This window comes from Streptomyces acidiscabies, from assembly GCF_020010905.1.
Lineage (GTDB): Bacteria > Actinomycetota > Actinomycetes > Streptomycetales > Streptomycetaceae > Streptomyces > Streptomyces acidiscabies.
In genome coordinates this window covers 1745365-1769211 of sequence record NZ_JAGJBY010000002.1, presented here as the reverse complement: position 1 = coordinate 1769211, position 23847 = coordinate 1745365, and the positions used below count along the sequence as shown (strand labels likewise).

Annotated in this window: 19 protein-coding genes and 3 pseudogenes; 11 read left to right on the top strand and 11 right to left on the bottom strand. The window is 70.8% G+C overall.

The window, feature by feature from the left end:
- Positions 1 to 5: 5 nt before the first annotated feature.
- The 5 genes from J8M50_RS34910 to J8M50_RS34890 all read left to right on the top strand — a co-directional run bounded on the left by J8M50_RS34910 (position 6) and on the right by J8M50_RS34890 (position 5572).
- Positions 6 to 1199 (top strand): ferritin family protein, encoded by a 1194-nt coding sequence (locus J8M50_RS34910; protein WP_010358627.1) that lies wholly within the window; start codon positions 6 to 8, stop codon positions 1197 to 1199.
- 30 nt (positions 1200 to 1229) lie between these two features.
- A complete protein-coding gene (locus tag J8M50_RS34905) occupies positions 1230 to 1499 on the top strand; it encodes an acyl carrier protein (protein WP_010358625.1) in 270 nt (89 codons plus the stop codon).
- Positions 1496 to 3103, top strand: a complete 1608-nt coding sequence (locus J8M50_RS34900) for an AMP-binding protein (protein ID WP_010358624.1) — start codon at positions 1496 to 1498, stop codon at positions 3101 to 3103. The genes J8M50_RS34905 and J8M50_RS34900 overlap by 4 nt, the downstream gene beginning before the upstream one ends.
- The gene (locus J8M50_RS34895) at positions 3100 to 3945 is read left to right on the top strand and encodes an SAM-dependent methyltransferase (protein ID WP_010358623.1); all 846 of its coding nucleotides are present in this window, start codon (positions 3100 to 3102) and stop codon (positions 3943 to 3945) included. The genes J8M50_RS34900 and J8M50_RS34895 overlap by 4 nt, the downstream gene beginning before the upstream one ends.
- Positions 3946 to 4009: 64 nt before the next feature.
- Entirely contained in the window at positions 4010 to 5572 is a 1563-nt protein-coding gene (locus J8M50_RS34890; RefSeq protein WP_059046991.1) for a PucR family transcriptional regulator, read from the top strand.
- A 232-nt stretch (positions 5573 to 5804) separates the two neighbouring features.
- Here J8M50_RS34890 and J8M50_RS34885 read toward each other — a convergent pair whose 3' ends face one another.
- The 6 genes from J8M50_RS34885 to J8M50_RS34860 form a co-directional block, all read right to left on the bottom strand.
- Complete coding sequence (locus J8M50_RS34885) at positions 5805 to 6257, bottom strand: bifunctional DNA primase/polymerase (RefSeq protein WP_010360241.1); 453 nt, start codon at positions 6255 to 6257, stop codon at positions 5805 to 5807.
- A gap of 303 nt (positions 6258 to 6560) precedes the next feature.
- Positions 6561 to 7352: an ABC transporter permease gene (locus tag J8M50_RS34880; protein WP_010360240.1), complete on the bottom strand. Its 792-nt coding sequence runs from the start codon at positions 7350 to 7352 to the stop codon at positions 6561 to 6563.
- Positions 7353 to 8267 carry an ABC transporter permease gene (locus tag J8M50_RS34875; RefSeq protein WP_029184644.1) on the bottom strand — a complete coding sequence of 305 codons (915 nt, stop codon included), beginning with the start codon at positions 8265 to 8267 and terminating at the stop codon, positions 7353 to 7355.
- Positions 8264 to 9406 (bottom strand): ABC transporter ATP-binding protein, encoded by a 1143-nt coding sequence (locus tag J8M50_RS34870; protein WP_178855102.1) that lies wholly within the window; start codon positions 9404 to 9406, stop codon positions 8264 to 8266. Before J8M50_RS34870 ends, J8M50_RS34875 begins: the two co-directional genes overlap by 4 nt.
- 5 nt (positions 9407 to 9411) lie before the next feature.
- Entirely contained in the window at positions 9412 to 10662 is a 1251-nt protein-coding gene (locus J8M50_RS34865; protein ID WP_010360234.1) for a polyamine ABC transporter substrate-binding protein, read from the bottom strand.
- Positions 10663 to 10722: 60 nt separating this feature from the next.
- Positions 10723 to 12243, bottom strand: coding sequence for a gamma-aminobutyraldehyde dehydrogenase (locus J8M50_RS34860; protein ID WP_010360233.1), 1521 nt, complete (start codon positions 12241 to 12243; stop codon positions 10723 to 10725).
- A gap of 414 nt (positions 12244 to 12657) precedes the next feature.
- Between J8M50_RS34860 and J8M50_RS34855 the strand changes: the two are divergent.
- A pseudogene (locus J8M50_RS34855) lies at positions 12658 to 12969 on the top strand (hypothetical protein); the annotation flags it as partial.
- Positions 12970 to 12987: 18 nt separating this feature from the next.
- Here J8M50_RS34855 and J8M50_RS34850 read toward each other — a convergent pair.
- Positions 12988 to 13209, bottom strand: a pseudogene (locus J8M50_RS34850) (zinc ribbon domain-containing protein); the annotation flags it as partial.
- A gap of 594 nt (positions 13210 to 13803) precedes the next feature.
- Between J8M50_RS34850 and J8M50_RS34845 the strand changes: the two are divergent.
- Positions 13804 to 15030, top strand: a complete 1227-nt coding sequence (locus J8M50_RS34845) for an IS110 family RNA-guided transposase (RefSeq protein WP_061335571.1) — start codon at positions 13804 to 13806, stop codon at positions 15028 to 15030.
- Here the strand turns inward: J8M50_RS34845 and J8M50_RS34840 are convergent.
- A complete protein-coding gene (locus tag J8M50_RS34840; RefSeq protein ID WP_010353794.1) occupies positions 15013 to 16056 on the bottom strand; it encodes an RNA-guided endonuclease InsQ/TnpB family protein in 1044 nt (347 codons plus the stop codon). The two genes, J8M50_RS34845 and J8M50_RS34840, sit on opposite strands and share 18 nt — an antisense overlap.
- Positions 16057 to 16107: 51 nt before the next feature.
- Between J8M50_RS34840 and tnpA the strand changes: the two genes are divergently transcribed.
- Entirely contained in the window at positions 16108 to 16536 is a 429-nt protein-coding gene (gene tnpA / locus J8M50_RS34835; RefSeq protein WP_075661098.1) for an IS200/IS605 family transposase, read from the top strand.
- Positions 16537 to 17187: 651 nt separating this feature from the next.
- Here the strand turns inward: tnpA and J8M50_RS49825 are convergent.
- Entirely contained in the window at positions 17188 to 18321 is a 1134-nt protein-coding gene (locus J8M50_RS49825) for a DUF4190 domain-containing protein (RefSeq protein WP_223786374.1), read from the bottom strand.
- A 596-nt stretch (positions 18322 to 18917) separates the two neighbouring features.
- Between J8M50_RS49825 and J8M50_RS34825 the strand changes: the two genes are divergently transcribed.
- Both J8M50_RS34825 and J8M50_RS34820 read left to right on the top strand, forming a co-directional pair.
- Positions 18918 to 19970: an adenosine deaminase gene (locus tag J8M50_RS34825; RefSeq protein ID WP_010353797.1), complete on the top strand. Its 1053-nt coding sequence runs from the start codon at positions 18918 to 18920 to the stop codon at positions 19968 to 19970.
- Between the two features lie 287 nt (positions 19971 to 20257).
- On the top strand, positions 20258 to 20944 hold the full coding sequence (locus tag J8M50_RS34820; RefSeq protein ID WP_010353798.1) for a glycerophosphodiester phosphodiesterase: 687 nt from the start codon (positions 20258 to 20260) through the stop codon (positions 20942 to 20944).
- 36 nt (positions 20945 to 20980) lie between these two features.
- On the opposite strand, the pseudogene J8M50_RS34815 reads toward J8M50_RS34820, so the two are convergent.
- A pseudogene (locus J8M50_RS34815) lies at positions 20981 to 21580 on the bottom strand (NADPH-dependent F420 reductase); the annotation flags it as partial.
- Positions 21581 to 21649: 69 nt separating this feature from the next.
- Between J8M50_RS34815 and J8M50_RS34810 the strand changes: the two are divergent.
- Positions 21650 to 21991, top strand: a complete 342-nt coding sequence (locus J8M50_RS34810; RefSeq protein ID WP_010353800.1) for a winged helix-turn-helix transcriptional regulator — start codon at positions 21650 to 21652, stop codon at positions 21989 to 21991.
- Here the strand turns inward: J8M50_RS34810 and J8M50_RS34805 are convergent.
- Positions 21973 to 23658, bottom strand: a complete 1686-nt coding sequence (locus J8M50_RS34805) for an RNA polymerase sigma factor (protein ID WP_010353801.1) — start codon at positions 23656 to 23658, stop codon at positions 21973 to 21975. The genes J8M50_RS34810 and J8M50_RS34805 overlap by 19 nt on opposite strands.
- Positions 23659 to 23847 lie beyond the last annotated feature (189 nt).

The following is a 23847-nucleotide window of genomic DNA, read 5'->3' as shown; positions in this document are numbered from 1 at the left end:
TCCTCGTGACCACGCCCAGAATCGCCCTGCTGGCCCCGACCACCGCCGTCTCCCCCGCCGGGGAACTCACCCTCCCCGCCTTCGGCGACGTCGCCGTGGACCGTCCCGCGCACGCCGACTGGCAGCGCTACCTGCACGAGTTCGACCCGTCGGCCGACCTCGCGGCCGTGTGGATCGGCGCGGACGCCGAGCCGCTGCCCTCCGTACGGGCCCTGCGCGCGCACGCGCGGTTCGACCGGACCCGTGTGTACGTCGTCGGGCCCGACACGGCGGGGCCGGTACCCGGCTGGGCGGAGGCCCTGGACGTCGAGGACATCGTGCGGCCGTCGGCGGTGGCGCCCGGCGGGTTCGCCGGCTCGGTCGAACTGGCCCTGCGGGCGCACCGCGCGCTGATGGCGGACGACCTGTACACCGACTACTACCTCGACATGACGTTCAACAAGATCTTCGACTGGTTCGAGACGACCCGCTGGGACTGGACCGAGATCGACCTCGACCGCATCGAGCACGGTCTGCTGGACGAGCGGACCGTGGACTGCCTCACCGAGGCCGCCGTCATCGAGTTCGGCACCCTGCCCGGCGCCCACAACTTCCTGCGGGAGTGGCAGGGCGAGGCGAGCTTCTCGTCCTGGGCGCTCCAGTGGGGCGCGGAGGAGTCCCGGCACTCGCTGGTCCAGGCCCGCTACCTGGACCGGATCGGCGTCAAGCTGCGTTCGAAGCACGCGCTCTACAAGCGCGAGCCGTACCCGCAGGGCGACGTGCGCTCGGCGACCCTGATGATGAACGTCGTCTCGGAGTCCCGCGCCGCCGCCCTCTACAAGGCGCTCGCGGCCCACGCGCCGGAGCCGGTGATCCGGAAGATCTGGCGGCTGCTGGCCCGCGACGAGGCCCGGCACTGCCGCGCGTTCTCGGTGTTCCTGCGGGAGCTGTGCGACGGCGACCCGGCCCACCGGACCGCCGCCCTGCGCATGGCCTACATCTGGCTGGCCGACCGGCAGGGCGGCGTCAAGCACCCGGCGGGCATGTTCTACCCGCACTCCACGTCCTCGGCGGGCATCCGCCGGATCGAGACGATCCAGCACGACTCGGTGGACTCCGCGGACGCCAAGGTGATGTCGATCGTCCGGCTCCTCGCGGACGACGACTCGCTGGAGACCCCGCGCGACATCAAGGCCAAGCTGCGCGCCCTGCCCCGCTGACCACGTCACAGAACAGGACACCCCCACGCCATGTCACCGCTGCGTGTCACCGAGATCGAGCACACCGTCAGCCGCATCGTCGCCGAGCAACTGCGCGTCCCCGTCGAGGAGGTGGACGTGGACGCCGATCTGCGCTCCCTGCCGCGCTTCGACTCGATCCACGCGCTCCAGATCGTGCTGGAGATCGAGCAGCGCTACGGCATCGAGGTGGAGGACCACATCGTCTTCGAGACGAGCACCGTACGGGAGTTCGCGGGCGCGGTCTCCGGGCTGATCACGGACCCGGAGCCCATGCCGTGACCCTCTTCGCGGCGCTCGCCGAGGTCGCCGTGCGGCGGTCCGGGCGCGGCCTGCACGTGCTGCGCCGGGGCCGGGACGGCGAGTCCCTGCCGTACACCGACCTGTTCGCCGAAGCGGGGCAGGTGGCGGTGGGACTGCTGTCGCGCGGGGTCAAGCCCGGCGAGCGGGTCGCGCTCGTCCTGCCGACGTCGGTGGACTTCGCGCGCGCGTTCTTCGGCGTACTGGCGGCGGGCGCGGTCGCGGTGCCGCTGCCGGGTCCGGTGCCCTTCGGGTCGTCCGACGCGTACGTACGGCGTACGGCGGCGGCACTGCGCCGCTCGCGCGTGCGTACGGTGCTGTCGGCGCCCGGGCTGCTCCCGGCGCTAGGTGCGGGTATCGACGTACTGCCGGTGGCGGAGGTCGCCGAGCCAGGAACGGCGTACGTCGTACGGGCCGCGTCGGACCCGGCGGTGGTCCAGTACACGTCGGGCACCAGCAGCGAGCCCCGGGGTGTCGTGCTGAGCCACGGGAACGTGGCGGCCGGGGTGGCGGCCATCGCCCACGGCACCCGGCTCACTCCGGCCGACGTCGGCTGCACCTGGCTGCCGCTCTTCCACGACATGGGGCTGATCGGTTCCTTCCTGACGCCGCTGCTGCACGACGTCGGCATCCATCTGCTGACGCCCGAGGACTACCTGCGGGACCCGAACGGGTGGATCGCGGCCATGGGGCGGCTGGGCGCCACGTTCACGATGGCCCCGGACTCCGGCTACCGGTACGTCCTGCGGCGCGGTGTGGGGCCGTCGGCCGGGCTCGACCTGTCCCGCTGGCGGATCGCGGTGAACGGCGCCGAGCCGGTCGACCGGCGCCTCCAGGACGCCTTCACCGAGCGTTTCGCCCCCGCCGGACTCGCGAAGGACGTGTTCCTCCCGGCCTACGGGCTGGCGGAGGCGACCCTCGCGGTCACCCTCCCCCCGGTCGGCCGTCCGGCCGCGGTGCTGCGCGCCGACCGGGACGAGCTCAGCCGGGGCCGGTACGTGCCGGTGGCGCCCTGCGGCGGGCCGTACCGCGAACTGGTGGGTGTGGGAACGCCGGTGCTGGGTACGGAGGTCCGGCTCACCGCCGCGAACGGCGTACCGGCCGAGGACGGCACCGTCGGCGCCATCGAGGTCAGGGGGGCGTCCGTCACCGGCACCGGGTACGACCACGCCCCTGAGGAGAGCCGTCGCCTGCTGTTGCCGGGCGGCTGGGTGGCGACCGGTGACCTGGGCCTGCGGTACGACGGTGAGCTGTACGTCGTGGGCCGTACGAAAGAGGTGATCATCGTGTTCGGCGCGAACCACTGGGCGAGCGACATCGAGACCGTCGTACGCGACACGCCCGGCATCCCGGTCCACGGCGTGCTGGCCGAGCAGATCTGGACCGACGAGGGCGGCAGGCTCGGGCTCGTCGTCGAGACGACGCGGCGGGACGAGGCGAGCCGCCGTGACACGACGGGCCGTATCCGCGCGCGCGTGATGGCCGAGCTGGGTATTACGCCGGACGAGATCGTTCTCGTCCGGCGGGGCGCGATCGCCCGTACGTCGAGCGGCAAGGCGATACGCCGCCTGGCAGGTGCCTCATGACGCGCCGTAGTGGCTATCTGCTCGGTCACTCCGAGAGCGAGCGTCGGCGGCTCGCCCTCCAGAACGAGGCGGTCTCGCCGTTCACCGAACGAATCCTGCGCGCGGCCGGAGTGCGCCCCGGGATGAGCGTCCTGGACATCGGCTCGGGACCGGGTGACGTCGCCCTGCTGGCGGCCGGTCTGGTCGGGCCCGGCGGGCAGGTCGTGGGGATCGAGCGCGACCCCGGGAGCGTCCACAGCGCGCGGGCACGCGCGCGGGAGGCGGGGCTCGCGGGCTCGGTCCGGTACGAGGTCGCGGACCTCGGCGACTTCACCCGGCCGGAGAAGTTCGACGTCCTGGTCGGCCGGTACATCCTCATGTACCTGCCCGATCCCGCGTCGGCGCTGCGCCGGCTGGCCTCCCTGCTGAAGCCGGACGGCATCGTCGTCCTGCACGAGATGGACTTCACCAACACGTCGCCGTCCGATCCGCCGCTGCCGGAGTGGGACCGGTACTACGCGCTGTGGCCCGCCCCCTTCCGGGCGGCCGGTGCCGTACCCGACTTCGGGCCCCGCCTCACCCGGACGTTCCTCGACGCCGGTCTCCCGGACCCGGAGGTGGTCACCTGGGTGCCGCTGGCGGGCCCCGGCGGGTCGCCGGTCCTCGACTGGCTCAGCACCACCTGCCGCGAGATCGAGTGGCCGATGCGGGCCGCCGGAGTCCCGGTGCCGGACGGCATCCGCTTCGACGACGGCCTGCCGCAGCGCCTCAAGGACCTCGTGCGGTCGGGCGGGGTCCGGATCAGTGGGCCGACGCAGTTCGGGGCGCACGTGCGGCTGTCCCGGCTGCTCGTCGCGTGGTGACCGTCCCTCCAGGCGCTGAGGCACAATCGGCACTGCTCCCGACCTCCTCGCGTCTGAAGGCACCATGCCCCCCACCCTCGCCTCCCTCGTCCACCACTCCGCGCTGAAGCTCGTCGTGCGCGCGGGCGAGGACAAGCTCGGTGTGCCGGTGCGGTGGACGCATGTGAGCGAGCTGCCGGACCCGGCGGAGTACATGGAGGGCGGGGAGCTGCTGCTGACCACGGCGCTGAAGCTGGACGCCGAGGACCCGGAGGCGATGCGCCGGTACGTACGGCGGCTGGTGGAGGCGGGGGTGGTGGGGCTGGGGTTCGCGGTGGGCGTCAACTACGAGGACGTCCCCGAGGCGCTGGTGGAGGCGGCCCGCGCGGAGGGGCTGCCGCTGCTCGAAGTGCCGCGCCGGACCCCGTTCATCGCGATCAGCAAGGCCGTATCGGCGGCGCTCGCGGCGGACCAGTACCGCGCGGTGACGGACGGCTTCGCCGCTCAGCGCGAGCTGACGCGCCAGACCCTGGCCGCCGGCCCCGAGGGCCTGCTGGCGGCGCTGGCGGCCCACCTGGACGGCTGGGCGGCGCTGTACGACCCGTCGGGCGCGGTCGTCGCGGCGGCCCCGGAGTGGGCGTGGCGCAGGGCGGCCCGCCTCACGGCGGACGTCGCGCGCCTGCGCGAGCGCCCCGCCCCGGCCTCCTCGGTGATCGACGGCGAGGACCGGGTGGAGCTGCACTCCCTGGGCACCGGCCGCCGCCCGCGCGCGGCGCTCGCCGTCGGCACGGCCACCGCCCCGGGCACGGCCGAGCGGTACGCCGTCCACTCGGCGATCGCCCTCCTCACCCTGACGACGGAACGCTCCCGTGCCCTGCGCGCGGCCGAGCAGCGCATCGGCGCGGCGGTCCTGCGGATGCTCCTCGCGGGCGAACCGGACCACGCGCGCGCGGTGGCGGGCGATCTGTACGCCGGTCTGCTGGACGCCCCGTTCCGGGTGATCGTCGCGGAACCGGGCCCCGGCGCGCGCGTGCGGGACGGCGAGGGTCCGCTGGAGGAGTTCGCGGAGGCCCTGGAGTCCGCGGGAGCCCGCGCGGCCGAACCCGTGCTGGTCGTCCCGGAGGGCGAACGGCTGGTGGTCGTCGCGGTGGACGACGGCGGGGTGCTGGCGGAGACGGTGGAGTACGCGGCGGAGGTGGAGGCGGACCGGTCGACGGAGGGCCACGACCTGGTGATCGGCCTGTCGGGCCCGGCAGGGCCCAGTACGGCCGCGGTCGGCCACAAGCAGGCCGAGCAGTCCCTGTCGGTCGCCAGGCGCCGGGGCAGGGCGTTCGTGGAGCACGACCAGCTGGCGTCGGGCTCGGTCCTGCCGCTCCTCGCGGACGACGCGGTGCGGGCGTTCTCGGACGGTCTCCTGCGGGCGCTGCACGAGCACGACGCGACGGGCCGGGGGGACCTGGTCGCCTCGCTGCGCGCGTGGCTCTCCCGGCACGGCCAGTGGGACTCGGCCGCCGCCGATCTGGGAGTGCACCGGCACACGCTGCGCTACCGGATGCGCCGCGTGGAGGAGATCCTGGGCCGCTCCTTGGACGACCCGGACGTGCGGATGGAGCTGTGGCTGGCGCTCAAGGCGACGGCCGACTCGTAGGACGGGCGGCCACTGTCGCGTAACGGCCGCCTCAGGGGCGTACGAACTTGGGGATTTGCGGGCTTGGGGACCCGGGGACTTGGGGACTTGGGGACTCGCGGTCATACGAAAGGTTGTACGACTGCGCAGACCGCGTCGGCCGCACGGGCGGCCGACGTTGCGTGTTCGCGCGCGGGCACCCTCCCCGGAATGGGGGACGCGGAGGTGTGCTCGCGGACCGGTCAGCCCGTGATCACCCGTCCTCCCTCGCCGCGAGCCCGGCGGCGGCCTCGTGCATGGCGAGTTCGAGGAGCGCGGGGTCGTTCAGCGTGCCGGTGCCGTCCGGGGGGACCAGCCAGCGGACGGCGCCGGTCGAGCGCCCCGGGTACGGGACGACGATCCAGGTGCCGTTCCCGGCGCTGCGGATCCCGGTGCCGAGCCAGCGCGCGGCCGTGCCCGGCGGCACGAAGAACCCCATGCGGTTGTCGCCGAAGTCGACCAGCACCGGGCCGGGCCGGTCGAGGATGCGGGTGAGGATGTCGAGGGTCGGACGGCCGAGTTCGCCCGGCAGGATCAGCACGTCCCAGGCGCGCCCGGCGGGCAGCAGCGCGACCCCGAGGGGGTTGCGCTCCCATTCCCACCGGCAGGCGTCGGGGTCGGGCGCTACGGATGCCAGCCATTCGACCGCAGTCTTGGCCCCAGTCATCGAGAAGACCTCCCTTTCTGTCGTCTTCCGTCGTCGACGCCGTGTGGCGTCACGAGGAAGAGAGGGAGGTTTCCCGGTGAGCATTACGCGAGTTCGGGGACCTATCCGGAGTGAAGCGGATCACATACCGGTCTCCGCTCCCGCGTGCGCCGGTGAGCACGGCACCGGCCTGTTCGGCACGCTCCCTGACGGGACGGCCGGGTGCGGACCCGCCGGGTCCGGCGCCGTACGCCACGCGCGCGGGGTGAGCCGTACCGAAGTCGGCGCAGAAGCGGCGACGAGTGTTCCCGGACCGCGTGGACGTCAAACCCTGTGCTTGCTACGGCGTCTGCCGACGGCCATGGAGACCAGCACGAGGAGGACGGCGACGAGGAACATCGCCGTGCCGATGACGTTGATCTGCACGGGCGTACCGCGCTGTGCGGAACCCCAGACGAACATCGGGAACGTGACGGTCGAACCGGCGTTGAAATTGGTGATGATGAAATCGTCGAAGGATAGTGCGAAGGCGAGCAGCGCACCGGCGGCGATTCCGGGGGCGGCAATAGGGAGGGTCACCCTCAGGAATGTCTGGACCGGTCCGGCATAAAGGTCGCGGGCGGCTTCTTCGAGGCGCGGGTCCATCGACATGACGCGTGCTTTGACGGCCGTCACGACGAAACTCAGGCAGAACATGATGTGGGCGATGAGAATCGTCCAGAAGCCGAGCTGGGCGCCCATGTTGAGGAACAGGGTGAGCAGCGAGGCCGCCATCACGACCTCGGGCATCGCCATGGGCAGGAAGATCAGCGAGCTGACGGCGCCCCGCGCGCGGAAGCGGTACCTGACCAGCGCGAAGGCGATCATCGTGCCGAGCGCGGTCGCCCCGAGGGTCGCCCAGAACGCGAGCTGGAGGCTGGTCGAGAGCGATCCGCACATTCCGGCGACGCCGCACGGGTCTTTCCACGCGTCGAGGGAGAAGTTCTGCCACTCGTAATTGAAACGGCCTTTTGGTTTATTGAAGGAGAAGACCGTGACGACGACGTTCGGCAGCAGCAGATAGGCGAGTGTGCACAATCCGGCGATGACGACGAGATGACGCTTGAGCCAGGACATCTAGACGAGGTCCTCCGTCCCGGAACGGCGGATGTAGAACGTGACCATGAAAAGGATCGCGGCCATGAGGAGGAAACTCAGCGCGGCAGCCGTCGGATAGTCCAGGACGCGCAGGAACTGGGTCTGGATGACGTTCCCGATCATGCGGGTGTCGGTCGAGCCGAGGAGTTCGGCGTTGACGTAGTCGCCGGACGCCGGGATGAACGTCAGCAGCGTCCCGGAGACGACCCCCGGCATCGACAAGGGGAAGGTGACCTTCCGGAACGTCGTCCACGGGCGCGCGTACAGATCACCGGCGGCCTCGTGGAGGCGGCCGTCGATGCGCTCCAGGGACGTGTAGAGCGGCAGGATCATGAACGGCAGGAAGTTGTACGTCAGCCCGCACACGACCGCGAGGGGCGTCGCCAGGACGCGGTCGCCCGCCGTCCAGCCGAGCCAGCTGGTGACGTCCAGGACGTGCAGGGTGTCGAGGGCTCCGACGACCGGGCCGCCATCCGCGAGGATCGTCTTCCACGCGAGCGTACGGATCAGGAAGCTGGTGAAGAACGGGGCGATCACCAGGATCATGATCAGGTTGCGCCAGCGCCCCGCGCGGAACGCGATCAGGTAGGCCAGCGGGTAGCCGAGGACCAGGCACAGGACGGTCGCGGCGGCGGCGTACAGGACCGAGCGCAGGAACTGCGGCCAGTACTCCTGGAGGGCGTCCCAGTAGGTCGCGAAATGCCAGGTGACCTTGTAGCCCTCCTCCAGGGAGCCCGTCTGCACGGAGGTCGACGCCTGGTAGATCATCGGCAGCGCGAAGAACACGAGCAGCCAGAGGATGCCGGGGAGCAGCAGCCAGTACGGCGTCCAGCGGCCTCTCTTGCGCACGCGCGTCTTGCGCACACGCGCGGGAGCCTCGGTGACGGTCATCAGACGACCGCCTCTTCCTCGGTGCCCGCATCGATGTCCTGAGACGCGTCGAGGCCGAAGGTGTGCGCAGGCGCCCAGTGCAGGACGACTTCGGCGCCGGGTACCAGGCGCGCGTCCCGGTCGACGTTCTGGGCGTACACCGCGAACTCGGGGCAGACGGCCGTACGGATCACGTACTGCGTCGACACGCCGATGAAGCTGGCGTCGGCGATCGTCCCGCGCAGTCGGTTGCGGCCTTCCGGGACGGTGGACGCCTCGTGCGCGTGCGCGAGGGCGACCTTCTCGGGGCGGACGCCGACGAGGAGCCTGCCGCCGGGCGTCACCGGGGCGGGACAGCGGGACGCGGGCAGGACGAGCCGCCCGTCCTCGGCCTTGAGGACGATGTCGTCGCCGTTCTTGGTGTCGACCTCGGCCTCGATGAGGTTGGAGGTGCCGAGGAAGTTCGCGACGAACGTCGTGCGCGGGTTCTCGTACAGGTCGGCGGGGGCGCCGAGCTGCTCGACGCGGCCCGCGTTCATCACGGCGACCGTGTCGGCCATCGTCATGGCCTCCTCCTGGTCGTGCGTGACGTGCACGAAGGTGATGCCGACCTCGGTCTGGATGCGCTTGAGCTCCAGCTGCATCTGGCGGCGCAGCTTCAGGTCGAGGGCGCCGAGGGGTTCGTCGAGGAGGAGCACCTTGGGGTGGTTGATGAGGGCGCGGGCGACGGCGACGCGCTGCTGCTGGCCGCCGGAGAGCTGGTGGGGCCGTTTACGGGCCTGCTCGCCCAGCTGGACGAGTTCCAGCATGTCGTCGACCATTTTCTTCACGCTCTTGATCCCGCGCCGCCTGAGGCCGAATGCGACGTTTTCGTAGATGTCGAGGTGCGGGAAGAGGGCGTACGACTGGAAGACCGTGTTCACGGGCCGCTTGTGGGGCGGCAGGCGGGTGACGTCCTGGTCGCCGAGGTGGACGGTGCCACTGGTCGGCTCCTCCAGACCCGCGATCATCCGCAGGGTCGTCGTCTTGCCGCAACCGGACGCCCCGAGGAGCGCGAAGAACGAGCCCTGCGGGACGGTCAGGTCGAGGGGGTGCACGGCGGTGAACGCGCCGTACGTCTTGCCTATGCCGGAGAGGCGGACGTCGCCGCTGTTGTCTGTCATCGTCGTCACGCCCCAGTGAGCTTCGCGAACTTCGCTTCGAATGCGGTCTCCTCGCTCGCGCTCAGCGAGCGGAAGGAGTGCGACTTGGCCTGCATCGCCTTGTCCGGGATGATCAGCGGATTGTCCGCCGCGTCCGGGTCGATCTTCGCCAGCGCGTCCTTGACGCCGTCCACCGGACAGACGTAGTTGATGTACGCGGCGAGCTGCGCCGCCGGTCCGGGCTCGTAGTAGTAGTCCATGAGCCGTTCGGCGTTCGTCTTGTGGCGCGCCTTGTTGGGGATCAGCAGGTTGTCGCTGGACGTCATGTAGCCGCTGTCGGGGATGACGAAGTCGACGTCCGGGCTGTCCGCCTTCAGCTGGACGACGTCCCCCGCCCACGCGATGCACGCGGCGAGGTCGCCCTTGGTGAGGTCGGCGGTGTAGTCGTTGCCGGTGAAGCGGCGGATCTGGCCGTTGTCGACGCCCTTCTGGAGGCGCGCGATCGCCGCGTCGTAGTCGTCCGCCGTGAACGTCGCCGGGTCCTTGCCCAGGTCCAGCAGGGTCATGCCGACGGTGTCGCGCATCTCCGTGAGGAAGCCGACCTTGCCCTTCAGCTTCCGGTTGTCGAGGAGGTCGGAGACCGACTTCACCTCGACGCCGTCGAGCGCCTTCTTGTTGAACGCGATGACCGTCGAGATGCCCTGCCAGGGGTACGAGTACGCCCGTCCCGGGTCCCAGTCGGGGGTGCGGAACTGTGCGGACAGGTTGGCGAAGGCGTGCGGCAGGTTGGACGCGTCCAGTTTCTGGACCCACCCCAGCCGGATCAGGCGCGCGGCGAGCCAGTCGGTGAGGACGATCAGGTCGCGGCCGGTGTCCTGGCCGGCGGCGAGCTGCGGCTTGATCTTGCCGAAGAACTCGCTGTTGTCGTTGATGTCCTCGGTGTACCGGACGGATATCCCGGTGCGCTTGGTGAACGCGTCGAGCGTGGGATGGCGTTTCCCGCTGCCGTCGACGTCCATGTACTCGGTCCAGTTGGAGAAGTTGACCGTCTTCTCCTTCGCCGAGCGGTCGTCGGCGGACGTGCCGCCCGCGGTCTTCCCGGCGGCCGGGATGCCGCAGGCGCTCAGCGTCCCGAGACCGGCCAGGGCCAGCGCGCCGCCTGTCGAGGCGCGCAGCAGCGAGCGCCGGGTCAGCGCGGCCCGGCCGGTGCGCAGGCTGCGCCTCATGGCCGCGAGCTGGGCCGGTGACAGGCGGTCGTCGGGCTCGTACTGCTCCATGCGCGTGCTGCCCCTTCCGGACGGACGACGGTCGACTTGGCGGCGTTCCCGGCGGCCTTGTCAGCTGCTTCTTTGGCCACCGGCGAACACCGTGCGGTGCCAGGGTTTGCGGGCCGCCGCCGTGTTGTCGAACATGACGTGCTTGATCTGGGTGTACTCCTCGAACGAGTACGGTGACATGTCCTTGCCGTAACCCGACTGCCGGTGTCCCCCGTGCGGCATCTCGCTGACGATCGGGATGTGGTCGTTGACCCACACGCACCCCGCGCGCAGCTCCCTCGTCGCCCTGTTCGCCCGGAACACGTCCCGGGTCCACACGGACGCCGCGAGGCCGTACGGGGTGTCGTTCGCCAGCCGGATGCCCTCGTCGTCGCTGTCGAAGGGGAGGACCACCAGGACGGGGCCGAAGATCTCGGACCGGACGATCTCGCTGTCCTGCGGGGCGTCCGCGATCAGGGTGGGCAGATAGTACGCGCCGTCCCTGTCCTTCGGGCAGGCCCCTCCGGTGACCACCCGCGCGTACGCACGCGCGCGGTCGACGAAACCCGCGACCCGGTCCCTGTGCGCGCGCGTGATCAGCGGGCCGAGGTCCGTGCCGTCCGCGAAGGGGTCACCGAGGCAGACGCTCTCCATCAGGGCGGCCGTCCGCTGCACGAACGCGTCGTACAGCGGCCTCTGTACGTACGCGCGTGTGGCCGCCGTGCAGTCCTGGCCGGCGTTGATCAGCGCGCCCGCGACGGCACCGTTCGCTGCGGCCTCCAGGTCGGCGTCGTCGTGCACGACGAACGGGGCCTTTCCGCCGAGTTCCAGGTGCACGCGTTTGACCGTCTCCGACGCGACCCGCGCGATGTGCTTGCCGACGGCCGTCGAGCCCGTGAACGACGTCATCGCCACGTCCGGGTGCGCGACGAGGTGTTCGCCCGCCTCGGCGCCCGTGCCGCTGACGACGTTCACGACGCCGTCCGGGATGCCCGCGTCCGTCGCCGCCTGCGCGAACATCAGCGCGGTCAGGGGCGTCAGCTCGGAGGGCTTCAGCACGATCGTGTTGCCCGCCGCGATCGCCGGGAGGATCTTCCACGCGGCCATCTGGAGGGGGTAGTTCCAGGGGGCGATCGAGCCGACCACGCCGATCGGTTCCCTGCGCACGTACGACGTGTGGTCCGCCGAGTACTCCCCCGCCGACTGGCCCTGCAAGTGGCGTGCCGCGCCGGCGAAGTACGCCGTGTTGTCGATCGTGCCGGGGACGTCGAACTCGCGCGTCAGCCGCAGGGGTTTGCCGCACTGGAGGGACTCCACCCGCGCGAAGTGCTCCGCACGGTCGGCGAGGGTTTCCACGAGGCGGTGCAGGGCGTCCGATCTTGCGGCGGGGGTGGCGGTGGACCAGGCGGGGAAGGCGGCGTGCGCTGCGGCGACGGCCTCGTCGACGTCCTTCGTGGAGGCCGGGGTGTAGGTGAGGACGGGGGTGTTCGTCGCCGGGTCGGTGATCGTGTGGGGGGTGGAGGAGGTGCCTTGAGTGAGGCGGCCTGCGATGTACTGGGCACCCTGGGCGAAACGTTCCAGCTCGGGCGAGTTGTCTCGCATGCCGCGCGCCTCCGTCTTCGCCCCTGTCTCGGTGTTCGACGCGGGGGCGTGGCTCTGGTCGGATTTGAGTGCCGATCCTGACAGAGGTGTGGTGCTCCAACAAGTGATTCCGTTGTTGCCATTTGGTTACGCGACGGAATCTGTCGAGGAGGTGGGTGGGGGTGGGGGGAAATGGGGGTGGGGTTGTCGGTGGGGGGTGGGATGCTTTGGGCACGGAGAGTTAGGGGCTGGGAGGGGGTTGGGGTGGAAGGGGTTGGGGTGGAGGGGACGGGCGTGGACGGGGTGGGCGTGGACGGAGATGGCAGGGACGGGGTCGGCATGGAGGGGGCCAGCGTGGGGGCCGGTGCAGAGGGGACGGGCATGGAGCGAGCGAGCGTGGACGGAGTCGGCAAGGAGGGGGCCAGCGTGGAGGGGATGGGTGTGGACGGGGCTAGTTCGGAGAGGGCGGGCGTGGACGGGGCGAGTGTGGACGAAGTCGGCGTGGAGGAGGCCGGTGTGGAGAGGCCGGGTGTGGAGGGGGCCGGCGTGATCGATTCGCGGGAGGCGCTCGTGCGGGCCGTCCGGGCGGGGGGCAAGGTCAAGTACCTGCACTTCTGGGGGCATCGGCCGAGTGCCGACGGGCGGATCGGGGCCGGGTGCCTCAGCCAGTGGTGGGAGTCGCCGTTCACCGTGAACGGGGTGGGCTACGCGACCGCCGAGCACTGGATGGTGACTCCTCCCCCTCGTAAACGAGGGGGCTTCTCGCTATGCCTGGTTGGCGTCGCGACGGACCAGCCCGACCCGTAGAACGTTCAGGGCGCCCACGGTGTCCGCGTGCGCGTTGTGGCCGCACGAGACGCAGTGGAACTTCTCCTGTGTGGGCCGGTTCTCCTTGGCGGTGTGCCCGCATTCGGGGCACCGCCGGGTGGGGGTACCTCCCGCTTGCGGAGGAGTGTTGCGGGGGTCCACGGCGATCACTTCCCGTCCGGCGCTCTCAGCCTAATTCCCCTGTAAGGAACTCACCGGCTCTCGCCAGTCGGCGAGTTGGTTCGAACAGGTTGTGACGCCTGCACTCCACCGGGCCGTCAAGGTCTCCGACGAGCACGGCTGCGCAACCCAGCTGGCGGGTGGTGGCCTCGTGAGTTCCGGATACCTCTCAACGTCACGGCCAAGATGCCTTCCCAGAGAGCGGTGCCATCGGGTGCCCTCGTGTCCGCCACCCACCCAGCGCTGACGCTGCTGTTGGTTGTGTGGGCTCCGGACGCACGCCTTCTTTCAGCCTGGCCATGATGCCTCCGCCAAGATCGGCGGCGTTCGGCGCCTTCACGACCACCAGCGGCGTCAACACCGTCTGCTTGATCACTCGTTGGAGTTGGTGGTGCGAGCCCGTCGCACGGTGATCTCTCGCTTACCCCGAGCGCCTGAGCTCTGGGAACAGACCGGGGCCCGTGCGGTGAGCTGGTGCCACGAACGGCTAGTGAGGTGTCGGCCCGATCCGTGATCGAGGCCTGGAATTAGGTCGCTGCGTGGCCCCGCATGCGCTCGTGACCAGCGCGAACACCCGCACATAGAGGAGGGAAGTTGATCTACTGCGGCATCGACTGGGCCGAGAAGACGCACGACGTCGCCCTGGTCGACGACGACGGCAAGCTCCTGGCCAAGCGCCACATCACCGACGACGCAGCCGGCTACAAGATCCTCCTGGACCTGCTCGCTGAGCACGGCGACACCGAGGACGATCCCATTCCGATCGCCATCGAGACCTCCCGCGGCCTGCTCGTCGCCGTGCTCCGGACCGGGAAGCGGCAGGTCTACGCGATCAACCCGATGGCCGCCGCCCGCTACCGCGACCGCCACGCGGTCACCCGGAAGAAGTCCGACCCCGGCGACGCCCTCGTCCTGGCGAACATCCTGCGAACCGATATGCACGCGCATCGGTCGCTGCCGCAGGACAGCGACCTTGCCCGCGCCATCGCCGTCCTCGCGCGCGCCCAGCAGGACGCAGTCTGGAACCGGCAGCAGCTGTCCAACCAGCTCCGCTCGCTCCTGCGCGAGTACTTCCCCGCCGCCCTCGACGCCTACCTGCACTGGCAGAACGGCCTCTGCCGCCCCGAGGCCAGAGTCCTGCTGGAACTCGCACCCACCCCGACGAGAGCCGCCAGGCTGTCGATCGCGCAACTGCACTCGGCGCTCAAACGCGCCGGCCGCCAACGCCGGATCGGCACCGACGCCGAACGCATCCGCGAGGTTCTGCGGGCCGACTACGCGCACCAGCCACCGTTGGTCGAGGACGCGCTCGGCAAGCAGATGCTCGCCCTGCTGCGGCAGCTCGACGCCGCCTGCATCGCCGCCGACCAGCTCGCCGAGGCGGTGGAAGAGGCTTTCCCTCAGCACCCGGACGCCGAGATCATCCTGAGCTTCCCCGGACTCGGAACCCAGCTCGGCGCCCGGATCCTCGCTGAGATCGGGGACGATCACACCCGCTTCACCACCGCCCGCGGCATGAAGGCCTACGCCGGCGCATCCCCGATCACCAGGGCCTCTGGGAAGAAGTCCAGCATCACCAGACGCTGGGTGAAGAACGACCGGCTCAACCACACCGGCTACCTCTGGGCCTTCGCAGCCCTAACCGCCTCCCCCGGGGCCAAGGCACACTACGACCGACGCCGCGAGGCCGGGGACTGGCACGCCGCCGCTCAGAGGAACCTGTTCAACAAGATGATCGGCCAGCTCTACCACTGCCTCCAGAAACACATCCTGTTCGACGAGACTCTCGCCTTTCGCATCGAACTACCCGCCGCTGCTTGACACGTTGCAACCGTGAGGTGTCTTGGCGTGCAGGATCGTCAGGAACACCCCCCATCCGGCATCGTTGATCGAGCGATTCAGCCCGGCCTTCGCGGCGGCCCCGTTGGGCAGGAAGCTGCCTGGTTCATCCGGATCGGGCTTCGGTGCGGGGGCCCTGCCCATGTTGCGGATCTTGAGGTCTTCGTGGGCGATGAAGTCGTGCTGCCGTACAAGGTCGAGCGCGGCCTTGTGGGCATGGTCAAGGCGTTGACGGCGGGCCTTGGCGTGCAGCGCGGCAACCTTCTCCACGGCGCGCCGGTGGTTGGCGGTGCGGTCCTTGGCCTTGCGGCGGGGGAACCGGGACAATGCCTGTTGCGCGGCTTCCAGCTTCGCGGCGGCCTTCCGGCCGTGGCGCGGGTTGGGCACGAAGGCGCCGTTCGAGTCGGCGAGGAAGTTCACTATGCCCATGTCGATACCGACGACACTGCCCGTGTTCGGCAGCGGCTCGGGCTGTTCCCGCTCGGCGGTCAGCACGACGAACCACTTACGTCCCTCGCGTTTGACGCTGACGGTCTTGACCCTGCCGATCACCGGCCGGTGCTGGTTGACCTTCACGTGGCCGACGCCCTGGAAACGAACGCGGGTCACGGGGTCGTGCGGGGTGGAGTCCCACCGGCAGCCGTCCCCGTCCTTGGGGAACTCCACCGTGTCGAACCAGCTCACCCCGCGAAAGCGCGGATAGCCGGGCGCCTCACCGGACTTGACCCGGCGGAAGAACGCGGTGAATGCCTTGTCGAGACGGCGAAGTGTGGCCTGCTGACTGGAGAACGACCAGCGGCCCTGACGCTCCGGGTCGAATGCCCGGATCTCCTTGAGCTGTGCGGACTGATCGCCGTACTTGACTCTCGTCCTGGAGACGTGCTGGTAGGCGTCGCGGCGTTCTTGCAGGGCCCCGTTGTAGAGCGAGCAGTGATCGGCCAGCATCGCGGACAGCGCGGCGGCCTGGCCCGCGGTGGGCCGCATGAGGAACTTGTACGCACGGATCATCCGGCCCACCCCCTTCCGGTCGAGTTCGCTTGATCATACTACGCTTGGTCTATGTCACCACGATGGGAACCAGACCCCAATATCCGCCGGGGTCGTCACGTCATCTGTAACCTCCACGCGCATCTGGTCTTCGTCACCAAATACCGGCGCGGCGTCTTCACCGAAGACATGCTGACCCGCTGCGAAGAGATCATGCGCGACGTATGCGCGGGCTTCGAGGCAGAGCTTCGGGAGTTCAACGGCGAGGCCGACCACGTACACCTGTTGGTGCACTACCCGCCGAAGGTCGCCCTGTCCAAACTGGTCAACAGCCTCAAGGGCGTCAGCTCCCGCTACCTGCGGCAGGAGTACACGGACACGATGAACCGGGCGATCACGCACGACCACCTGTGGGCCCCCTCGTACTTCGCCGGTTCCTGCGGCGGCGCGCCGATCCAGACCGTCAAGGACTACATCGAGAACCAGAAGCGACCCGACTGACCGTCACCACAGAAGCGCAGAGAACTCCGGCGCTCCGCGTCTCCGGGCCAGGGAACGTATTCCCTCCCGGCGTAAACGCCGGAATTCCCTGCGAAGACCAAAGGATGGAGGCTCGGGGGAGGGTTCGGGTGGGGTGAGGAGGTGCTGAGGTGGGGCCCGGGCTGCGCGGGGAGTTCGGATCGCGTGGCGGCTTCGTCCCAGGCAGGGGCCCGTTTGCCGGGAGGGCGGAGTGCGTCTTGGTGGTGTGGCGCGAAGTCTTCTTCCTGGTGGCACGCACACGTGTCGACGGCTGGTCCTCCGCTCCTTGACGACGCGGGCCTGCGTCTTCCCGGTCGCGCGCGTTCGTGCCTTCTGGTTACGGGCTCCCACCTGGGGCTCTCGGAGCCGCTGGAACGCCCGGCCGCCTGCCGGTCGCACGTGTACGCATCTTCCGACTACGGCATCGCACCTCTCGGAGCTGCTGGGACGCCGAGCCACCTGGCAGTCGCACGCGCCTCCCGGCTACGGCATCGCACATCGACACCCAGGGCTCGCGAAACCGCTAAGACTTCCGGACGCCCGCTCGCCGGACGGGTTTACGTGCGGCGTTCGGCAGTGCCCGTCCCGGAAATATTCGTCTCGGGGGCGCGCGCGGGGCTGCCCCCGGTCTCGTCAGGTCGCAATGACCACCACCGCCAGGCCCGCCGACAGCAACGTCCCCGCGACTCCGCAGATGATGCCCGCCAGCGCCTGGCCGCCGTTCGTCGCCTCGCCTCTGGCCGCTTTGCGGCGGCCGAGGATGCCGAGTACGACGCCCAGGATGCCGAGCACGAACGCCACCGGCCACAGGCAGAAGCCCAGGGCCGCGAGGATGCCAGTGATCATGGCGGACGTGCCCAGGCCATTGCTGGGGGGTGTGCTGGGCCAGCCGTAGTAGGGCGGGGTGACGGGGAAGCCGCTGGGGTGAGGGAGGCCGGGAGTATGCATTCCCGGGCCGGGTATTCCGACGCCCGGCATTCCGGGGGCCTGCGGACCGGGGAACGGTGCACCGCCGTAGGGCGCGGGGTAGGCGTAGGCGGCCGGGTAACCGTAGGGGGTCGGGCCTGGGCCGTCCGGGGCTATGGGCGGTGGGGGGATGTGACCGGTGGAGGGTTGGGGTGTGAGTGGGGCGAAGGAGTTGGGTGACGAGTAGGGGCCAGGGGGTTGGGCGAAGGGCGGGGTGTAGGCGGGCGGAACGTTGGCGGGTGGGGCGTTGGCCGGCGGGGCCGCGAAGGGGTCGGGCCACGGCTGGGGGGTGGCGACCATCCGGTGGTCGTTCAGGGAGGAGGACGGGGGCTGGTCGGCGGGCGGGGACGTCTTGTCGTAGGCGGGGGTTGCGGAAGCGTCGTACGCGGGCGACTCGACGCCGTCGTGTACAGGAGCTGCGGCACCGTCCTTCGCAAGGCGCGCGGAGTCGCCGTACGCGGGCTCTGCGGTACCGGCGTTCACCGAAGGCGTGGAACCGTCGTACCCCGGAGTTTCGGCGCCGTCGTTCACGGGAGTTGCCGTGCCGGCGTTCGTCGGATTTGCGGCAGCGGGGGTCCCGGGGTCGTCGTACACCGTGGGCGTCGGCAAAGGCTTCGTCTCCGGCGTCGTAGCACCCCGCTCCCCCACCACCGGCGGTGGGCCGAGGGGGACGCCCGAGCCGAACGTGCCCTCGGCGGGCGGCGCCCAGGGGACGGACGGGGGTGTCGCACCGTCCGGTATCGCGGCACCCGGCGAGGGTGTCACCGCGTCCGGTGTACCGGCGTCGACCGGAGGCGTCACAGCCTCCGCCTTCGCGGCACCCCCCGAAGCTCGCGCCCCCTCCGCCGAAGGCACCCACGGACCAGACCCCGGAACCCTGTCCTGAACCCCGTCGTCCTCGGAACCGGCGTCACGGCGCGGGCCCCCGGAATGCGCCCCTTCGGGCACAGGCCAAGCCACCGCGGGCACCGTATCCCCCGACCGACCGCGCGCAGTCACCGAACCTCCGGACGCCGAGCCCGTGCCTTCGGTCACCGCACCTCCAGGTACCCCATCCGCAGGCACCCCGTCTCCAGTCCGACCACCCGCAGTCACCGCAGCACCCGCGGCCCCTTCACGCACCCCGCCCCCAGCTGCCGCCCCCTCCGCAAGTGCATCCCCTCCACGCACCGCCCCACCCGCGACCCCCTGCTCAGGCACCCCCACCTCCCCCGGAGACACCTCGTCCCCCCGCCCGTCCCGCGTGTTCTCCGTCATGTCCCCGGCCCCCTCTTTCCCGTCCCGCCCATGCTAAATCCCCCCTCCTTCCGCACACTCCCCGCCTAGGATGATCCGGAACCGATCAGCCGATCACCCGCGCCCGGGGGCTCCCCGGAGGCGCTGTCCCGGAGGGACTCATGAGCAACGCCGTACCCGCCGCCCCCGACCTGCGCGCGTTCATCGCCGGTCTGCCCAAGGCCGAACTCCACGTGCACCACGTGGGCTCCGCGTCGCCGCGGATCGTCGCGGAGCTGGCGGGCCGGCACCCGGACGCGAAGGTACCGACGGACCCCGAGGCACTCGCCGACTACTTCAGCTTCACGGACTTCGCGCACTTCGTCGAGGTGTACCTGTCGGTCGTGGACGTCATCCGCACCCCGGAGGACGTCCGCCTGCTGACCTACGAGGTCGCGCGGGAGCTGGCCCGCCAGCAGGTGCGGTACGCCGAGCTGACGATCACCCCCTTCTCCTCGACCCGGCGCGGCATCGACCCGAAGGCGTTCATGGACGCGATCGAGGACGCCCGCAAGGCCGCGGAGAAGGAACTCGGCACCGTCCTGCGCTGGTGCTTCGACATCCCGGGCGAGGCGGGGCTCGAATCGGCGGAGGAGACCGTCCGGCTCGCGACGGACGACCGGCTGCGCCCCGAGGGCCTCGTGTCGTTCGGCCTCGGGGGGCCGGAGATCGGGGTGCCCCGGCCGCAGTTCAAGCCGTACTTCGACCGCGCGATCGCCGCGGGCCTGCGCTCGGTGCCGCACGCGGGGGAGACGACGGGACCGGGCACGGTCTGGGACGCCCTGACCTACCTACGTGCTGAACGCATCGGCCACGGCACGAGTTCCGCCCAGGACGAGAAACTTCTCGCCCACCTCGCCGCCGAGCGGATCCCGCTGGAGGTCTGCCCGACCTCGAACATCGCCACGCGCGCGGTCGCCAGCCTCGACGAGCACCCGATCAAGGAGTTCGTCCGCGCGGGCGTGCTGGTCACGATCAACTCGGACGACCCGCCGATGTTCAGCACCGACCTCAACAACGAGTACGCCGTCGCCGCCCGCCTCCTCGACCTCGACGCACGCGGCGTCGCCGACCTCGCGAAGAACGCGGTCGAGGTGTCGTTCCTGGACGACGCCGGCAAGACGCGGATCAAGGACGAGATCGACACGTATACGGCGGAGTGGCTGGCGCCGTGAGGTGCCGGGGGGCGTGAGCGCTCACGTGAACGGTGCCGGGAGCGTTCTCGTGAACGGTGCCGTGAACGCTCACGTGAACCGTGCCGGGAGCGGTTCCGGGAGCGCTGGTCCCGGGCGGGGGCGCGCGCACCGTGCCGTGAGCGCTCTCGTGAACGATCACGTGAGCGCTGCCGTGAACGGTCCCGTGAACGCTCACGGCACCCGCCGCCCCCGCCCGTCCGAAAGCCCCCGCCCGCCCCTGCGAGCCCCGCGTGCCCTGAGCCTCCCCCTCCCGTGACAATGGCCGTATGCAGACCCTGACGGCCGTGGCCCACCGCGGCGACCCCTACCGGTTCCGGGAGAACACCCTCGACTCGCTGCGTTCCGCGCTGTCGCGTGGCGCGGACGCGGTCGAGATCGACGTGCGGCTGACCCGGGACGGCGTTCCGGTCCTGCTGCACGACGAGACGCTGAGCCGGCTCTGGGGGGTCGACCGGCCGCTGGGGTCGCTGTCGGCGGCGGAGGTGCGGGGCATGACGGAGGGCGGCGTGCCGACGCTGGTGGAGGCCCTCGCCGCGACGGAGGACACCCGGGTGATGGTCGACCTGCCGGGGACGCGGGACGTGCGGGTCGCGCGGCGGGTCGTGGACGCGGTCCGCGAGGCCGGTGCCGCCGACCGCGTCTACTACTGCGCCGACGCCCGGGCGATGCTCGCGGTGCGCGGCGCCGACGCGTCCGCCGAGATCGCCCTCACGCACACCTCGCTCGCGCCGGTCCGCCCGACCCTCCTCGCCGCGATCCGTCCCCGCTGGCTCAACTACCGTTTCTCACTGGTCGATCGCCCCCTCGCCGAACGCGTCCACCGGGACGGCCACCTCCTCTCGGTCTGGACCCCCGACACGGCCCGCTCCCTGCGCCGCCTGATCGACCTGGGGGTCGACTCGATCACGACCAACAGGATCGACCTGCTGCACGGGTTGAGGGGCGGGGAGTAGCAAGTCGCGGGCGGGGACGGCGACTTGGCCTGAGTCCCCCCACGCGTACGGCACCGGCGGCGCGATCGCCTGCGCGTCCGCCCCCTCCCCCACCCAGAGCCGGATCAGCAGCGCGGCCGTCGCCTCCACCAGCCCCGCCCGCTCAACTCCCCCCGCGCACAAGGGTTCGCACCCGACATCGCGCACGAGCCGGCGTACGACGTCCAGGGCCCCCTCGTCGTCCCCGCACAGCGGAACGGCGAGCGGGCGGCCCTCGAAGACGGGCGGGGTGAGGCGCCAGACGTCGACGTGGCACAGGTTGAACGCCTTGACGACATGGGCAGTCGGTACGGCGGCGGCGATGCGCTCGGCGACGGACAGGCCGCCCCGGGTCGTCAACGCGAAGTCGGGTCCGGCGACAGCGTTCGCGCAGTCCACCAACACCCGCCCCCGCAAGGCGTCCTGAAGGCCGCCCGCCACTTCCACCACCGCGGGGTACGGCAGGGCGAGCAGCACCGCGTCCGTCCCGAACTCAGCGGCTTCCGCAAGGCTGTTGGGCCCGCTGCGACCTCCGGCGAGGACCTCGTGCCCGGCTCGTCGCCACTGCGTGCCGAGTGCGTCCGCCATGCCGCCCGTACCGAGAATCCCGATGCGCACGATTCCAACTCCCTTTCTCCGACGTCGACTTCTGTGACGTTAGGGAGCCGGTGAGGCACCATCCGGTACGTGACGACAGAGCTACCATTCCTCGCCGACTGCCGCGCCCGTCTCGCCTTCGACCTGCTCACGCACACCTGGGACCCGGTGGTGCTGTGGGCGCTGCGCGTGGAGCCGGTGCGCTACGGCCAACTGCGTGTGCGGATCGGGGGGATCAGCGCGAAGGTCCTCACGGAGGCTTTGCGCCGGCTGGAGTTCAACGGGCTCGCCGTACGGAACGGCGTCGGCGCGTACGAACTCACGCCGTTGGGGCGGACGTTGCTGCCCGCGCTCGGTGCCCTCGGGGTGTGGGCGGTGGATCACGGGGACGCCGTGCTGGAGGCTCAGGACGATTACAGGGCGGACCGCTGAGGGACCGTCGCCGGGTCAACTGGGGTGGCTCGTGTGGCGTATTGGGGGACGGGGGTGTCGTCGGACCCCGTATCGCGGACCATGCCGTAGCGGATGGCGCCCTGCGGCGGGCCGTACCGGATGTCCTTCTCGATCTCCTCGCGGCTGGAGGGGAAGACGGTGATGCCGTAGTCGGCGCCGCGTTCGTTGACGGTGAGGGTGACGGAGCCGTCGAGGTAGAAGTACTCGTTCTGCCACATCTGTTGGGTGCCGTCGGGGAGGACGGTGTAGCCGATGGCGGGGCCGCCCATGCCGGTCGCGTAGCCGTCGGGTGCGCCTGCCAACGGGTCGTCCATGCGGCGTCCGCCGGCCGAGGCGACGTGGAACAACTTGCCTTCGAGTCCGGTCCAACTGGGCATGACCAGCCCGCCCGGCCGGGACTTGGGCGAGATCTGCCAGCGCACGAGGACGTACCCCTGACCGGTCAAGTCCACATGGTCGCCCCGGTGTTGCATGACGGCCTTGGCACCACCGCTGCTCACGACACCGGGCGCGGGGCGCCGAGGGAGGCTCCCCGGTGGGGTGTTGGGGTCTGGGGCGCGGTCGACGGCGTCCACGACACTGCCGTACACCGCCGTCTTCTTCGTGGGGGTGGCGCTCGGACTCGGGGACGGGGAAGGGGAGTTGAGAGGGGCCGGGGTCGTCTCGGCCGTGGGGATCACTACGGCGTGCTTCGGAGGGTCGTCGGGGGTCTGGACGACGACGTACGCGCCGCCCGCCACCAGCGTCGCGCCCGCGGTCATCGCGACGGCCGGTTTCGTGAGCGCTCCCACGACCTTCGCGGACCACCCGACTCCGGTCGCGGCAGCGGCCGTTTTGCCGCCGAGGGCGAGGGAGAGGGTGAAGCCGACCGGGACGGGGACGAGGGCGATGCCGACGAGGAGGCGTTCGGCGGGGACGACGGGTTCGCGGGTGTCGCCGCAGTAGGCGCAGCCCCGGATGTGCCGGGCGAGGCGTTTGCGCCAGACGGAGTCGGGGCGGCCGTGCCAACGGGCGGTCAGGTCGCGGAGGTTGGGGCAGGCGCCGGCCAGGGCACGGACGATTCCCCGGGAGATCTCCAGGCGTTCCTTCACGCGCTGGACGCGTACGGCCGCGTGCTGGCGGCTGATGCCCACGGCGGCGGCGAGTTCGCGCCGGGTGAGGTCGCCGGAGACCTCCAGCCACCACAGGGACAGGAGTTGGCGGTCCTCCGCGTCCAACCAGGGGACAGCCTCGGCGACTTCCTTACGCTGACCCTCCAACTGAAGTCTGAGGACGGTGAGTTCGGCGAAGTCCGCGCTGTCGTGCGGGTCGTTCTCGTCGAGGCGCTGGGGCGGGGTGCGGCGGCGGGCCCGGTCGCGGATCTGACGCATGGCGATGGCGACGAGCCACGAGCGGAAGCTGTCCGGATCGCGCAAGGCGCCGAGGCTGCCGACGGCCCTCAGCATCGTCTCCTGCACGACGTCATCGACGTCCGCGTGTCCGTTCAGCGCCCTGCCGACGATGTTGTAGACGAGCGGCAGCCAGCCCTGGACCAGTTCGTCCAGCGCCCGCCGGTCACCGGCCTGCGCGGCGGCGATCACGCCGGACCAGTCACCGCCGGCGCGCCCTACCGCACCGCCGCGCCGGGCTCGACCGTCCGCTTCCATTCTCATACCAGCACCTTTTCAGCCGGGGGCGGGCTGTTGGCAATGTCGGGGATCACAGGTGGGGACGGGGCGAGGGAGGCGGGGATAACACTTTTCGGGTGGAGGCCGGGGTGCCGTAGCCGGTCTGTCGTCCTTTTGACCTAGCTCGTTCGGGTGCGCGACGGCCTGTCCGGTCGGCCCCCAGGGGCG